Annotated in this window: 13 protein-coding genes; 7 read left to right on the plus strand and 6 right to left on the minus strand. The window is 66.1% G+C overall.

Annotated elements, in window-relative coordinates; all coding sequences use genetic code 11:
• Positions 1-83 precede the first annotated feature (83 nt).
• The 4 genes from V3B64_RS16355 to V3B64_RS16370 are packed head-to-tail and all read right to left on the minus strand — an operon-like array spanning position 84 to position 3,956.
• On the minus strand, positions 84-1,598 hold the full coding sequence (locus tag V3B64_RS16355) for a PLP-dependent aminotransferase family protein (protein ID WP_329914492.1): 1,515 nt from the start codon (positions 1,596-1,598) through the stop codon (positions 84-86).
• Positions 1,599-1,607: 9 nt separating this feature from the next.
• Positions 1,608-2,207 carry a DUF6436 domain-containing protein gene (locus tag V3B64_RS16360; protein ID WP_329914493.1) on the minus strand — a complete coding sequence of 200 codons (600 nt, stop codon included), beginning with the start codon at positions 2,205-2,207 and terminating at the stop codon, positions 1,608-1,610.
• A complete protein-coding gene (locus V3B64_RS16365; protein ID WP_005414763.1) occupies positions 2,207-2,485 on the minus strand; it encodes a hypothetical protein in 279 nt (92 codons plus the stop codon). The genes V3B64_RS16360 and V3B64_RS16365 overlap by 1 nt, the downstream gene beginning before the upstream one ends.
• A gap of 55 nt (positions 2,486-2,540) precedes the next feature.
• Positions 2,541-3,956 carry a PLP-dependent aminotransferase family protein gene (locus V3B64_RS16370; RefSeq protein ID WP_121504200.1) on the minus strand — a complete coding sequence of 472 codons (1,416 nt, stop codon included), beginning with the start codon at positions 3,954-3,956 and terminating at the stop codon, positions 2,541-2,543.
• 183 nt (positions 3,957-4,139) lie between these two features.
• Here V3B64_RS16370 and cyoA point away from each other — a divergent pair, with 183 nt between their 5' ends.
• From cyoA to V3B64_RS16395, 5 genes are all read left to right on the plus strand, one after another.
• The gene (gene cyoA / locus V3B64_RS16375) at positions 4,140-5,045 is read left to right on the plus strand and encodes a ubiquinol oxidase subunit II (RefSeq protein WP_049421129.1); all 906 of its coding nucleotides are present in this window, start codon (positions 4,140-4,142) and stop codon (positions 5,043-5,045) included.
• Positions 5,046-5,050: 5 nt separating this feature from the next.
• Positions 5,051-7,027, plus strand: a complete 1,977-nt coding sequence (cyoB, locus tag V3B64_RS16380) for a cytochrome o ubiquinol oxidase subunit I (protein WP_006474876.1) — start codon at positions 5,051-5,053, stop codon at positions 7,025-7,027.
• Entirely contained in the window at positions 7,024-7,659 is a 636-nt protein-coding gene (gene cyoC, locus V3B64_RS16385) for a cytochrome o ubiquinol oxidase subunit III (protein ID WP_012512371.1), read from the plus strand. The genes cyoB and cyoC overlap by 4 nt, the downstream gene beginning before the upstream one ends.
• A gap of 1 nt (position 7,660) precedes the next feature.
• Positions 7,661-7,993, plus strand: a complete 333-nt coding sequence (gene cyoD, locus V3B64_RS16390; protein ID WP_006399830.1) for a cytochrome o ubiquinol oxidase subunit IV — start codon at positions 7,661-7,663, stop codon at positions 7,991-7,993.
• 142 nt (positions 7,994-8,135) lie between these two features.
• Positions 8,136-8,807 carry an SCO family protein gene (locus V3B64_RS16395; RefSeq protein WP_329914510.1) on the plus strand — a complete coding sequence of 224 codons (672 nt, stop codon included), beginning with the start codon at positions 8,136-8,138 and terminating at the stop codon, positions 8,805-8,807.
• A gap of 125 nt (positions 8,808-8,932) precedes the next feature.
• Here the strand turns inward: V3B64_RS16395 and V3B64_RS16400 are convergent, their stop codons facing one another.
• Both V3B64_RS16400 and V3B64_RS16405 read right to left on the minus strand, forming a co-directional pair.
• Entirely contained in the window at positions 8,933-9,526 is a 594-nt protein-coding gene (locus tag V3B64_RS16400) for a hypothetical protein (protein ID WP_032127103.1), read from the minus strand.
• Entirely contained in the window at positions 9,526-11,292 is a 1,767-nt protein-coding gene (locus V3B64_RS16405) for a S8 family serine peptidase (protein WP_049400824.1), read from the minus strand. Before V3B64_RS16405 ends, V3B64_RS16400 begins: the two co-directional genes overlap by 1 nt.
• A 310-nt stretch (positions 11,293-11,602) precedes the next feature.
• Here V3B64_RS16405 and V3B64_RS16410 point away from each other — a divergent pair, with 310 nt between their 5' ends.
• Complete coding sequence (locus tag V3B64_RS16410; RefSeq protein ID WP_121504203.1) at positions 11,603-12,043, plus strand: DUF2231 domain-containing protein; 441 nt, start codon at positions 11,603-11,605, stop codon at positions 12,041-12,043.
• Entirely contained in the window at positions 12,036-13,346 is a 1,311-nt protein-coding gene (locus V3B64_RS16415; RefSeq protein ID WP_329914494.1) for a sorbosone dehydrogenase family protein, read from the plus strand. Before V3B64_RS16410 ends, V3B64_RS16415 begins: the two co-directional genes overlap by 8 nt.
• Positions 13,347-13,471: the final 125 nt, after the last annotated feature.

A 13,471-nucleotide genomic window follows, 5' to 3' on the forward strand; every position in this document is an offset into this window, starting at 1 on the left:
GCTTTGGTGGGTGCCAACCTTGGTTGGCACATTCCAACCGTGCCGGCGAATCTTCCGCCGGCCAGCGGCCGGCACTACCAGGCCTACCGCTCGATCGCCGGCAACGCATCCGACAGCAACAACCGATCAATCCGCCGCAGCGCACTTTCCAGCTGCCGGCGGTCCGCCGCCAGTCCCAACGACAGCCGCACGCCGCTCTGGTGCGATACCCCCGGCAGGCAGAACGCCGATGACGGCGCGATCGCCAGCCCCTGCAGCTGTGCGGTACGCACCAGGGTGGCATCGGTCCACGGTGCCGGTATCCGACACCACGCATGCAGGCCCTCTGCCCGCTGCAGCAGCGAAGGCGCAAGCAGATATCGCGCCAGTCGCACGCGTTCGCGCGCCTCGGTGCGCACCTGCGCCAGCAGTGACTGCGCCGAACCATCCAGCAACAGCTGGCTGGCCAGCGCCGAGACCAGCGGATGGCCCATCAACCGCGTTGCCCGCAGTGCAGCCGTCATCGCCTCGGCATGCGCCGCGCTCGGGCAGCGCACGAAGGCGGTGCGCAGGCCGGGGCTGATCACCTTCGACAGCGTCGCCACGTAGAACACATGACGCGGTGCCAGTGTTGCCAACGGTAGCGGCGCATCTTCGGCCAGATGCCAGTACGGATCGTCTTCGATCGCAAGCAGGCCTTCGCTTTCCAGCACACGCGCCAGCGCTTCGCGCCGATGCAGCGGCAGGGTCAGTGCGGTCGGGTTCTGGCAGGTGGGATTGAGATAGACCAGCCGTGCACCGCTTTCGCGTGCCAACCGCGCCAGCGCCTCGGGGCACATGCCGTGCTCGTCGCTGTCCACCGGCAGCAAGCGCCGACCCAGTGCGGCGGCCGCCTGCAGCAGGCCCGGATAGACCAGCGCATCGCACAGGATCGCGTCGTCGTCGCGTCCCTGGCTGACCAGGATCGACGCCAGCGCCACCTGTGCACCCTCGGTCAGCAGCAGGCAGGCATCGTCCACCTTTCCCAGCATCGGCTGCAGCCAGCGCGCCGCTGCGTGGCGGTCGGTCGGGTTACCGCCGCCCAGGTGATAGGTCATCAGGTTCGGTGCGTTGCTGCGCGCAAGCACGGCGGCGGCACCGCGGCGCAGCGTCTCGGCCAGCGCATCGGCATCGGGCACCGGTGGCACGTTCATGCTCAGGTCCACCACCTGGTCGAAGCCGGCCTTGGGCGGTGCGATGAAACTGCCCTGTGGTCCACGCGCTTCGATCAGGCCACGCTTGCGTGCTTCATCGAAGGCGCGGGTGACCGTTGTCAGGTCGATACCGAGCTGCTGCGCCAACGCGCGTTGCGAAGGCAGGCGCTGTCCCGGTGCGAGACCACCGCGGCGCACCGTGCGTTCCAGCGAGTTGACGATGCGCAGGTAGATCGGCCCGCTGTGCGCGAGTACGTCCTGCACCCATTCGCGGGCTGCGACATCCGGTCGCGGCATGTACGGAGCATGTCGGGGCGTATCGTTGATTCCAACGGCGGGAGCCTGTCCATAACCATCGGTCGGTTCGGACAGGTGACCGCCGTTGTTGTTTGCGGCGGCCACGCCGGCCAGCGTCAGTGATGTCATTGCGCGTCCTCAGCGCTTGGCCTGCCAGGGGCAGTAGCAGCCCACGGCAAGCAGTCCTTTCGGGCGCACGGTCTCGCCGCGCACCAGTCTGTCCAGCAGCGGTTCGACGAAGCTGTTGGCCGAGTTGCAGACCATGCCGATGCTGTACGGTCCTGCGTAGGCGAGGTGGCCCTGGCGATCCCAGATGGCTACGGCGGGGCTGGCCGGAATGTGTTCGATGCCGTCGATGGTCGGCAGGTTGATCACCTTGTTGCGCAGTGGCTCGGGCAGCTCGCCCTGCGTACCCGGGCGGCGGATGGCATAGAAGTCGATGCCGGCGCGGCGGTACATGCTGATCAGGTAGCTCAGGTGCGCACCGGTCTCGCGGTTGCACACGCCGCAGGCCGGGTCCCATAAATGCACCACGCGGATGCGGCCGGTATCACCGGCCAGATCGGCCGGCAGGCGCAGCTGCGAATCGTCGAAGACGATGGCCTGTTCGGTGAAGGTGGACTGCGCGCTGTAGCCGAAGTACTGCCACAGCGCAGCTGCCACGCCGGCCATGAACAGGCAGGCGAGGGCGATCATCGTCGGCAGCAGCCAGCGGCGACGCGGCGCGGCTGCGCCCATCAGGAATCTTCCCGGCCGAACTTGTGCACGTACTGCTTGCGCATCTCGCGGCAGGAATCGGCCTGCGCGCGGCGCTGGATCTCGCTACGCGACGGATCCTCGCTGCGCTGCACGCACTGCTCGATGGCGTGGCGTTCGGCGGCCTGCACATCCACGGTCTGCGGCTGCAGGCAGACCCAGGCCAGCGCGGCCAGCATCAGCACCACAAAGCCGCCGCACCCGGCCATCACCAGGTGGAACTTCAGTTTCTCGGCGCGCATCGATGCACGTCCCTTCATCCATACATTGCATACAAAATATCATCTTGTATGGATAAAGCGCCATGCGCCCCGTTCAGACGATGGCGTTGTGGCGTGCCTCGGGGGCCTCGGACAGGATCTCGTTCAGCTTGGCCAGCGCCCCGGCCAGCGCGCCCTGGTCGACCGCGCCGCCCAACGACAGGCGGATCGCGTTGCCCGGTGGCGGTTCTTCCACGCTGAAGGCATCGGAGCTGGCAATGCCCAGCCCCTGCTCCTGTGCGGCCTGGATCAACCGGTACTGGTCGAGCCGCGGCGGCAGCGGCAGCCACACATGCAGGCCGGCCGGATGCGCCTGGGCACGGGCCGGCAGGTAACGGGCGGCAATGGCCTGGCGCTCGCGCAGTTCCTGCTGGAAGCGCTGCACCATGTCCTGGGCCTGGCCGCTGCGGATCCACTGCGAGGCCACCGCCACCATCGACTGGGTCGGCATCAGTGCAATTGCGCGCAGCGCATCCAGCACCGGTTCCATCGGCTCGCCGGCCGGCACCACCAGATAGGCGGTGCGCAGGCCCGGGGCCAGGCACTTGGACAGGGTGGAGATGTAATAGACCGGGCAGCCGGCATCGCGGTGCGCGGCCAGCGGCGGCGCGGCGTCTCCGGCCAGCAACCAGTAGGGATCGTCTTCGATCACGGTCAGATCGTGGCGCTTCGAGACCGCCAGCAGGGCCTGCCTGCGTTGTGCCGACATCGTCGCCGTGGTCGGGTTCTGGATGGTCGGCACCAGGTACAGCAGGCGCGGGCGGCGTAGCTGGCAGGCCTCCTCCAGTGCGTCGGGGAGCATGCCTTCGGCGTCCATCGCCACTGGCACCACGCCCCGCTGCAGCACGCGCGCGGCGGCCAGCAGGCCCGGGTAGGTCAGCTGCTCGGCGGCAATCAGCTCGCCCGGCTGGGTGCGGGCCAGGATCAGCGCGCACAGTGCGGTCTGCGCACCGGGGCAGATCACCACCTGGTCGGCACCGACCGTCCCCAGCATCGGTGACAGCCACTGCACAGCGGCGGCGCGGTCCTCGCGGGTGCCGGCGCCGACGTGGTAGCTCATCAGTTCGCCCTGGCCCAGCTGCTGGCCCACGTGCTGGAAACCGGCCTCCATGCCCTGTGCGAACGGCGCGCTGCCCAGCAGCGGCGGGATGTTCATGCTCAGGTCCACCGAGGTGCTGCGGTTGCCGGCCGACAGCGCGATGAAGGTACCGCCAGCGCCTTGGGCGTCGAGCAGGCCGGCCTGGCGCAGCTCGGCGAAGGCACGGGTGACCGTGGTCAGGTCCACGCCCACCTGCTGGGCCAGGTCGCGCTGCGGCGGCAGGCGGTCGCCCGGGCGCAGCACGCCGTCATCCACCGCCTCGCGCACCTGCTGGGCAATCTGCAGGTACAGCGGGCCGGCGCCCTCGCGGAAGGGGCGAACCCAGGTGCGATTGGGGTGTTTCAGGCGGCGGCCGGCGGCAGGTGGCGTCATCGGTCAGTTCTTTCCATACGTGCAGATGCACAAGTCCATACAATGCTGTATCTTGTATGGGCTTGATTGGAGTGGCTCGCCTTTTTGTAGGCGACCTCGTACCCACAGTGTAGCCGCTCCACGCCCGGGCGCTGCGCGCAGGCGAGCCGGTCAAGCGCGCTTCTTCAACAGGGTTGACCTCCAATGAATATCTGCTGGAACCGCATCCGCCTGGCGCTGGTCGCCCTGGCCTGCGTCGGCCTGTCGGGCTGTGACTGGGTGCTGCTGGATTCGAAGGGCATGGTCGGGCTCGCCCAGCGCGACCTGATCCTGATCTGCATCGGCCTGATGCTGATCGTGGTGATACCGGCCATCGTGCTGACCTTCGTGTTCGCCTGGCGCTACCGCGCCGGCAATACCAAAGCCAAATACATGCCTGACTGGTCGCACTCCACCAAAGTGGAGATCGTGGTCTGGGGCGTGCCACTGATCATCATCGCGGTGCTGGCGGTGATCGTGTGGAAGTCCACCCACGAGCTGGACCCCTACAAGCCGCTGGACGTGGCCGGTGAGCCGCTGCACGTGGACGTGATCGCCACCGACTGGAAGTGGGTGTTCGTGTATCCGGACCTCGGCATCGCCACGGTCAACCAGCTCAACTTCCCGGTCGACCGCCCGCTGGCGTTCAACATCACCTCCAACTCGACGATGAACACCTTCTTCATCCCGCAGCTGGGTGGGCAGATCTACGCGATGGCCGGCATGCGCACGCAGCTGCACCTGATCGCCAACGAGCCCGGCCAGTTCCGTGGCATGTCCGGCAACTACAGCGGGCATGGCTTCTCGAACATGAAGTTCATCGCCACCGCCAGCAGCAACGAAGAGTTCGAGCGCTGGGTGGCCGAGGTGCGCAGCGCGCCGGACGCCCTCAGCTTCACGCAGTTCAAGGCGCTGGCCGCGCCGTCGAAGAACGCACCGGTGCAGCACTTCTCCAGTGTTGAACCACTGCTGTTCAAGAAGGTAATCGACCAGTTCATCGGCGTTGGTGAGAACACCGCTGCTGCTACCCCGGCGGGCGCTGCCGGTGGTGCCCAGGTTTCCCAGGAGTAACGAACATGTTGGGTAAATTGACGTGGGAGGCCGTGCCGCTGCACGAGCCGATCGTCGTGGTCACATTGGCGGCCATGGTGCTGGGTGGCCTCGCGCTGCTTGGCGCGGTGACGTACTTCAAGCTGTGGGGCCCGCTGTGGCGTGACTGGTTCACCACCGTGGACCACAAGAAGATCGGCATCATGTACGTGGTGGTAGCGCTGGTCATGCTGGTGCGTGGCTTTGCCGATGCGCTGATGATGCGCGCGCAGCTGGCCGCGGCTGGCCCGGGCAGTGACGGCTTCCTGCCACCTGAGCACTACGACCAGATCTTCACCGCGCACGGCGTGATCATGATCTTCTTCGTGGCCACCCCGTTCGTGGTCGGCCTGATGAACATCATCGTGCCGCTGCAGATCGGCGCGCGCGACATGGCGTTCCCGTTCCTCAACGCCTTCAGCTTCTGGATCTTCGTGGTCGGCGCTGCGCTGATGATGATCTCGCTGGGCGTTGGCGAATTCGCCATGACCGGCTGGGTGGCCTATCCGCCGCTGTCGGGCATCGAGTTCAGTCCAGGCGTGGGCGTGGACTACTACATCTGGGCATTGCAGGCTTCGGGCATCGGCACCTTGCTGACCGGCGTCAACCTGTTCATCACCATCCTGCGCATGCGTGCGCCGGGCATGACCCTGATGAAGATGCCGGTGTTCACCTGGACCGTGCTGGTCACCAGCGTGATCATCATCGCCGCCTTCCCGATCCTGACCGTGGCACTGGGGGCGCTCACCCTGGACCGCTACCTGGACTTCAACTTCTACACCAACACGTTGGGTGGCAACCCGATGATGTACGTGAACCTGGTGTGGGCCTGGGGCCACCCGGAGGTGTACATCCTGGTGCTGCCGGCATTCGGCATCTTCTCTGAAGTGACCGCCACGTTCGCGCGCAAGAAGCTGTTCGGCTACAAGTCGATGGTGGGCGCCACGCTGGCGATCGGCATCCTGTCGTTCATCGTCTGGCTGCACCACTTCTTCACCATGGGTTCCGGTGCCAGCGTCAATGCCTTCTTCGGCATCATGACGATGATCATCGCCATTCCCACCGGCGTGAAGATCTTCACCTGGCTGTTCACCATGTACGGTGGCCGCGTCGAGTTCAGCGTGCCGATGCTGTGGACCATCGCCTTCCTGGTCACCTTCACCATCGGTGGCATGACCGGCGTGCTGCTGGCCATCCCGGGCGCGGACTTCCTGCTGCACAACAGCCTGTTCCTGGTCGCGCACTTCCACAACACCATCATCGGCGGCGCACTGTTCGGCTACCTGGCCGGCTTCGCCTACTGGTTCCCGAAGGTGTTCGGCTTCACCCTCAACGAGCGCCTGGGCAAGTGGTCGTTCGCCTGCTGGGTGATCGGCTTCTACCTGGCCTTCATGCCGCTGTACATGCTGGGCTTCATGGGCATGACCCGCCGCATGAACCAGTACGACAACCCGGCGTGGACGCCGTACCTGATCGCCGCCTTCATCGGTGCGCTGTTCGTGTTCGCGGGCATCATCCTGATGCTGGTGCAGATCTACGTGAGCGTGCGCGACCGCAAGCGCAACCTGGACCTGACCGGCGACCCGTGGAATGCACGCACGCTGGAATGGGCCACGCCGTCGCCGCCGCCGTTCTACAACTTCGCCGTGGTGCCCAAGGCCGATGAGCTGGATGCCTTCCACGAAGCGAAGAAGCGTGGCCTGCCGCCGCCGCCGAAGAAGTACGCACCGATCCACATGCCGAAGAACACCGGCGTGCCGCTGATCCTCAACATCTGGATCCTGGTGCTGTGCTTCGCCCTGGTCTGGCACATCTGGTGGATGGCTGCAGCCAGCTTCATCGCGATGATCGTCACCCTGATCGTGCGGTCCTATGACGAGGACGTGGACTACTACGTCAGTTCCGAAGAGGTGGCGCGCACCGAAGCAGCCAACCTTGCCAAGCTGAAGGAGGTACGCGCATGAACCTGTTGACCCGCCCGGAGCTGGCCAGCGACACGCAGGCGCACGAGGACCACCACGAACACGACCATGGCCACGAACAGGGCGGCATGAAGGTGTTCGGCATGTGGGTCTACCTCATGTCCGACCTGGTGCTGTTCGGTTCGCTGTTTGCCTCGTACGCGGTGCTCAGCACCGCCTACGCTGGTGGCCCCACCGGCAAGGACCTGTTCTCGCTGCCGTTCGTGATGGCCGAGACCTTCCTGCTGCTGGTTTCCAGCATCACCTACGGCCAGGCCGTGCTGGCGATGCATCGCCACGACACCTCGGCGGTGCTGCGCTGGCTGGGCGTGACCTTCGTGCTCGGCGCTTCGTTCATCGGCATGGAGATCTACGAGTTCTCGCACCTGATCCACGAAGGCGCGGGCCCCAGCACCAGTGCCTACCTGTCGGCGTTCTTCGCGCTGGTCGCCACCCACGGCCTGCACGTGGCCAGCGGCCTGATCTGGATGGCGGTGGTCATGCACCAGGTCTACAGCCGCGGCCTGACCCCGACCAACATCACCCGCGTGTCGTGCCTGAGCCTGTTCTGGCACTTCCTGGACCTGGTGTGGATCTGCGTCTTCACCTTCGTCTACCTGATCGGAGCCTTCTGACATGGCCCACGTCGAAACCTCGCGCGCCGGCAATGCGCACGGCTCCACCAAGTCCTACCTGATCGGCTTCGTGCTGTGCGCGCTGCTGACCGTGGTGCCGTTCGCGCTGGTGATGAACCCGGTGCTGTCGCGGCCGCTCACGCTGTTCCTGCTGGTCGGCTTCGCGGTGGCGCAGATCCTGGTGCAGCTGGTCTATTTCCTGCACATGGACCGTAAGTCCGAAGGTGGCTGGAACCTGGCCAGCTTCGTGTTCACCCTGGTGATCCTGTTCATCGTCGTCGCACTGTCGGTCTGGATCATCTGGAGCATGCACTACCACATGATGATCAACTGACCGTGGCCGGGGTGATCGGCATGGACCGCGCGATCACCCCGGCACCTCCGTCCTCTTTCCCCCACGGGCAGGCCTGACCGAGACCCCGCCCGCGTCTGCGTTGGTGGTACCCGTGAAGCGCTCTGCTGCTGTTGCCCGTTCGTTGTTCTCTCCCCGTTTCCGCCTGCCGCTGCTGGCAGGCCTGGCCATCGGCCTGCTGGCCGGCTGCAGTGCGCAGTCGCGCATGGACTTCTATTCCAAGGACATCGCCTGCGAAGAACTCGGCCAGCAGTGGTCGATGCCCGACAGCCACGGCACCGTGCGTGGGCCGAAGGACCTGCAGGGGCAGGTGACCTATCTGTTCTTCGGCTTCACCAGCTGCCCGGACGTGTGCCCGACCACCATGGTCGAGCTCAGCCAGGTCAAGCACCTGATGGGCAAGGATGCCGACCAGCTGCAGGTAGTGTTCGTCAGTGTCGATCCCGCACGCGACACGCCCGAAGTCGCCCGCACCTATGTGGAAGCGTTCGACCCCAAGGCGATCGCACTGGTCGGCAACGAAGCACAACTGGCCGCGATGGCCAGCGACTTCAAGGCGTTCTACGAAAAGGAACCCGGCCCGGTGCCGGAGACCTACACCATGAGCCATATCGCCGGTGGCTACGTGTTCGACCGCCAGGGCCGCCTGCGCCTGTTCGCGCCCTATGGCATGCCGGTGGACAAGCTGTTCTCGGACGTGCAGCGCCTGCTGCTCGAGCCTGGCCATCCGGCCGCCGGCAACGGCCCGCTGGCCAGCTGCCACCTCAAGCAAAGCGACACGCTCGCCGCCGGGTAGGTGTCGACCTTGGTCGACACGCGGTGAATGAATCTGGTGGGTGCCGACCGTTGGTCGGCACACCCCCCACACCAATCCCCCGGCCGGCCAGGAGAGCCAACCGGCCGGGGGCACCACTCAACGCCTTACTTGCTTTCTTCCCACTGCACCACGTCCGGCTCGGCCGCCTTGATGCCGGCGGTCGACAGCAGCTTGGTGGTCGCATCCAGTGCCGCGTTCACCGACGGATACTCCACAATCGCGCGGCCCGAGGCCTTGGATACCTTCACCACGGTGCCGCCGGTGGCGGTGGCCGCACGCTGCGCCGAAGCCGCATCGGTGAAGAACACCTTGACCCGCGAGGTCGCCACGACCGGTGCGCCATCGTTGGAGACAGCGGCCGCAAACTTGCTGGCACCGGCATCCGCACGTGCGGCCACACCGGTAGACGCATCCGTGGACCGCTTGCTGCGGGTGCCGACGGCCGCCGCGCTGGCATCAGCCCCGGTGGTGATCCGGAACTGACCGCCGCTGGCCTGCTGCACGGTTGCCGACGGCGCCAGCTGGAAGCGCGAGCCGCCCACATTGAACGAACGGCCAGTGGCCTCCGCCTTCAACTGCTGCGTGTCTACGGTCGACAAGGTCTTCGCCGGAGGTGTCTGGCCCGAGCTCTGTGCCCAGGCGGTGGTGGTCATCGCCGCAAGGGCGAGGGTGCTCAACAGAATGGTCGTCTTCATCATCAGTGCCCCAGAACGCGGATCTTGAAGAATTCGAGGTTGCCACGCGATGCTGCGTTCGCGGCCTGCCCCAGGTCGGTTACTTCCAGTGTCCAGGTGCCCGTGGCGTTCTCATCCAGGAAGGCATTGCTGGACAGCAGGTCCCAGTTGGTGAAGTTGCGCTGGACACCATTGAGGCCAGAGCCGATCGCGGTGAATGCCGGCTGCACCACGCTGCGGGTGCCACTGGGCGAGATCAGCACGAACTGCAGCTGGCGGGTGTTGCTGTGGTTGACGCGGAAGCCGAGCTGCACGCTCTCGATGTTGCGCGCACCGTTGGCGAGCTGGAAGGTCAGGCGCGCCGCGGCCGCCGAGGTATTGCCGATGGCCACGGTACGCGTCGTGTTGCGCCAGCCACTATCCACCAGTGCACCCAGCGGCTGGAAGTCCTCTGCGACCTGTACCGCGCGTGCCGCATTGACCACACCGAAACCGTACCAGTTGCTGTAGGCACGGCCGGCGGCATTCACCGTCCAGCCCGGCACCAGCACGCGGCCGTCGGAGTGGGTCACCGCTGCCCGGTTCGGATCGGTGCGGGTGGCGGTGGTGGCCAGGATGTACTTCACATCGCGGTAGGACAGGTTCGGGTTGGTCTCCAGCAGCAGTGCCGCCACGCCCGACACCATCGGCGTGGCCGCCGAGGTGCCGTTCATCTTGCCGGTGTAGTTGCAGGTGCTGTCGATGGCAGACTGGTCGCCGTCCAAAGTGTTGCGCAGGCTCGTGTTCTTGTTGCTTCCCTGCGCGCAGCCGGTGACATCGGTGGTGAGGATGGCCGGATCGTAGCGGATCGCCAGCTGCCCCGGCACGACCTGCCGCTGCCAACCATTCTCACCGCCGAAGCCGGACACCCACAGCGCCGAGCCGGTGGACGAGTAGGACGAGCGCACGCCATCGGCGCGCACGGCGGCAACGGTGATCACGTTGAACAGGTTGTTACGCGGGTCGCGGCCGGCCGGAATGCAACCCGTGTTGCGGTTCTTGGTGTCTGCCGAGCAGATGTCGGTGCCATCCGAGCGTGCGCCGTTGTTGTGGTTGTTGCCGGCGGCCTTCACGTAGATGCCACCGCGGCCGCCACGGGTGCCGGACATGGCCTGCTCATAGGCGGCGATGTCGTTCTGGCTGTAGGCCAGCGGCAGGTTGGGGTTGCCCGGGCTGGAGCCCCAGCTGTTGTTGAAGACCCCCACGTCGGCCACTTCGGCGCCGTCCCACCACGAGTACTCGATGTTGGAATTCGAATTGCCCTGGGCATTGGACGCCAGGAAGTTGAAGCCCTTCAGGGTGGCCGCCGAGGCGACGCCGCGCACGCCCAGGTTGTTGGCACCTACTGCACCTGCGATGCCGCCGACCATGGTGCCGTGATTGTCGCGGTCGGGATTGGACGGTGAAGGGTTGTTGCTCTGGTTGGCGAAGTTCTTGCCGGCGACCGCCGCAACGTTGGCGGCCAGGTCCGGGTGTGCGATCTGCAGGCCGTCATCGACGATGGCGATGGTGACGCCCTGGCCACGGATGCCATTGCGGAACAGGCCATCCACGTTCAGATCGTTGCCAGCCACCGGCAGGGTATCGCCCAGTACGGCCTGTCCGGTGTTGAGCAGATGCCACTGACGCCCGGCCAGCGGATCGGCCTGCTGGGCCTGGGCGGTGACGGCCAGGCTGCCCAGCACCAGGGCAGTGGCAAGGGCCAGGCGCGCGGAGCGCGGTGGCGCGGAGCGTTGCGTGTGTCGCTTCATACACGAATCCTTCTGTTGTGAATCGGCATGGCAGGACGGCGGGGCGGAACTGCCCCATCGCAACGAGCCAAACGCGACACAACGAACAACCCCCTACCTCTTCACACTCCCAATCTGCAGATGTGCCGATTGCGTCACAAACACTTATGCCGTGGGGTAATGACGACTGCAGCGGCCCGCATCTGGTAGGTGCCCACCTTGGTTGGCACGCGTATCGACGCATGGCGTGGATCTACCCGGCATCATCGCGCCCCCTCACATCCGGCTGTGCTACTACAGCGCGTGCACCCTTCCGCATCGGAGCACGATGATGGTCAACCCTCTGGCCCAGGCCCATCGCGGCCTCGGCACCACGCTGTTCAGCCTGTTGAACCCGATACCCTTCGGCTTCTTCGTCGGCGCGCTGATCTTCGACGCGATCTATCTCAACAGCGCCGAGGTGATGTGGGGCAAGGCCGCTGCCTGGCTGATCACCTTCGGCTTGTTGATCGCCATCATTCCGCGCCTGATCAACCTGTTCGCGGTCTGGCGCCGCAACGGCACCGCCACCCGCATCGACCGCATCGACTTCTTCCTCAACCTGGTCGCGGTGCTGCTGGCGATCTGGAATGCCTTCGTGCACAGCCGCGATGCGTATGCCGTTGCGGTGCCGGGCACGATCCTGTCGGCGCTGACCGTGGCCCTGATCGCCCTGGGTCTGATCCTGCTGTCACTGCAGCCGCCGGTGCTGCAGGGAGGTCGTCATGGCTAAGCACATCCTGCCTACCGTGGGCGCCCTGGCGCTGGCCGTGATGCTGTCGGCCTGTGCCGGCAAGGCCGAATACCACCCCACCGACCAGTCGGGTGCGAAGCCGCCTCTGCCGGCACCGAAGAACTTTCTGATGCCGCCGATGCAGGTGCCCAAAGGCGTGGGTTGGGCCGACGGCCAGTCACCCACCGTGGCCGAAGGCCTGAAGATCGAACGCATCGCCGCCAACCTGCAGCATCCGCGGCGATTGTTGACTCTGCCCAACGGCGATGTGCTGGTGGTGGAGGGCAATGGCCCCGGCGAAGAACCGGTCACCACGCCCAAGCAGTGGATTGCCGGCAAGGTGAAGGCGCGCTCGGGCAAGGCCGGCAAGGGCGGCAACCGGGTCACCCTGCTGCGCCGTGCGCCTGGTACTGCCACGTGGACCCAGCACGTGTACATCGAAGGCCTGCATTCGCCGTTCGGCATCCAACTGATCGGTGACACGCTGTACGTGGCCAACACCGGCAACATCATGCAGTACCACTACGTGCCGGGCGAAACCCGCATGTCCGACAAGGGCCGTGAGTTCACCGACCTGCCCAGCACCATCAATCACCACTGGACCAAGGAACTGCTGGCCAGCCGTGACGGCAGCAAGCTGTACGTGGGCGTGGGCTCCAACAGCAACATCACCGAGAACGGCCTGGCCGTCGAATATCGCCGCGCGGTGGTGCTGGAAGTGGACGTGGCCACCCGTGGCAGCCGCATCTTTGCGTCGGGCATCCGCAACCCGACCGGACTGGACTGGGAGCCGAGTACCGGCACGCTGTGGGCCGTGGCGAACGAGCGCGATGAAATCGGTGCGGATCTGGTGCCCGATTACCTCACCTCGGTGAAGGAAGATGGCTTCTACGGCTGGCCCTACAGCTACTACGGTCAGCACGTGGACGAGCGCGTGCAGCCGCAGCGGCCGGACCTGGTGGCGAAAGCCATCACGCCGGACTACGCCATCGGCTCGCACGTGGCACCGCTGGGCCTGCTGTTCTACACCGGCCAGGCACTGCCGGCGCAGTACCACGGCGGCGCCTTCATCGGCGAACACGGCAGCTGGGATCGTTCGCCGCTGAGCGGCTACGAAGTGGTCTATGTACCGTTCACGGACGGTAAGCCGACCGGGCGACCGCAGACCGTGGTCAGCGGCTTCGCCTCCAAGGACGAGAAGACCTTGATGGGCGCACCGGTAGGCATGGCGATGGATGCCGAAGGCGCACTGCTGGTCGCCGACGACGTGGGCGACGTGGTGTGGCGGGTGTCTGCCAAGTAGCCTTGTAGAGTCGAGCTTGCTCGACTGCTTTGGATCTGGCCCTTGTAGAGTCGGGGGGGGGGGGGGGGGGGGGGTGGGGGGGGGCGGGGGGGGGGGGGGGGGGGGGCGGTGGGGGGGGGCGCGGG

This window comes from Stenotrophomonas sp. SMYL86 (genome assembly GCF_036320025.1).
Classification (GTDB): Bacteria; Pseudomonadota; Gammaproteobacteria; order Xanthomonadales; family Xanthomonadaceae; genus Stenotrophomonas; species Stenotrophomonas maltophilia_A.

Bases quoted from the DNA above. Each gene is read 5' to 3' on its own strand.
- V3B64_RS16355 (WP_329914492.1), bottom strand. From the start codon at position 1,598: ATGACATCACTGACGCTGGCCGGCGTGGCCGCCGCAAACAACAACGGC.
- V3B64_RS16360 (WP_329914493.1), bottom strand. From the start codon at position 2,207: ATGGGCGCAGCCGCGCCGCGTCGCCGCTGGCTGCTGCCGACGATGATC.
- V3B64_RS16365 (WP_005414763.1), bottom strand. From the start codon at position 2,485: ATGAAGGGACGTGCATCGATGCGCGCCGAGAAACTGAAGTTCCACCTG.
- V3B64_RS16370 (WP_121504200.1), bottom strand. From the start codon at position 3,956: ATGACGCCACCTGCCGCCGGCCGCCGCCTGAAACACCCCAATCGCACC.
- cyoA (WP_049421129.1), top strand. From the start codon at position 4,140: ATGAATATCTGCTGGAACCGCATCCGCCTGGCGCTGGTCGCCCTGGCC.
- cyoB (WP_006474876.1), top strand. From the start codon at position 5,051: ATGTTGGGTAAATTGACGTGGGAGGCCGTGCCGCTGCACGAGCCGATC.
- cyoC (WP_012512371.1), top strand. From the start codon at position 7,024: ATGAACCTGTTGACCCGCCCGGAGCTGGCCAGCGACACGCAGGCGCAC.
- cyoD (WP_006399830.1), top strand. From the start codon at position 7,661: ATGGCCCACGTCGAAACCTCGCGCGCCGGCAATGCGCACGGCTCCACC.
- V3B64_RS16400 (WP_032127103.1), bottom strand. From the start codon at position 9,526: ATGATGAAGACGACCATTCTGTTGAGCACCCTCGCCCTTGCGGCGATG.
- V3B64_RS16405 (WP_049400824.1), bottom strand. From the start codon at position 11,292: ATGAAGCGACACACGCAACGCTCCGCGCCACCGCGCTCCGCGCGCCTG.
- V3B64_RS16410 (WP_121504203.1), top strand. From the start codon at position 11,603: ATGGTCAACCCTCTGGCCCAGGCCCATCGCGGCCTCGGCACCACGCTG.
- V3B64_RS16415 (WP_329914494.1), top strand. From the start codon at position 12,036: ATGGCTAAGCACATCCTGCCTACCGTGGGCGCCCTGGCGCTGGCCGTG.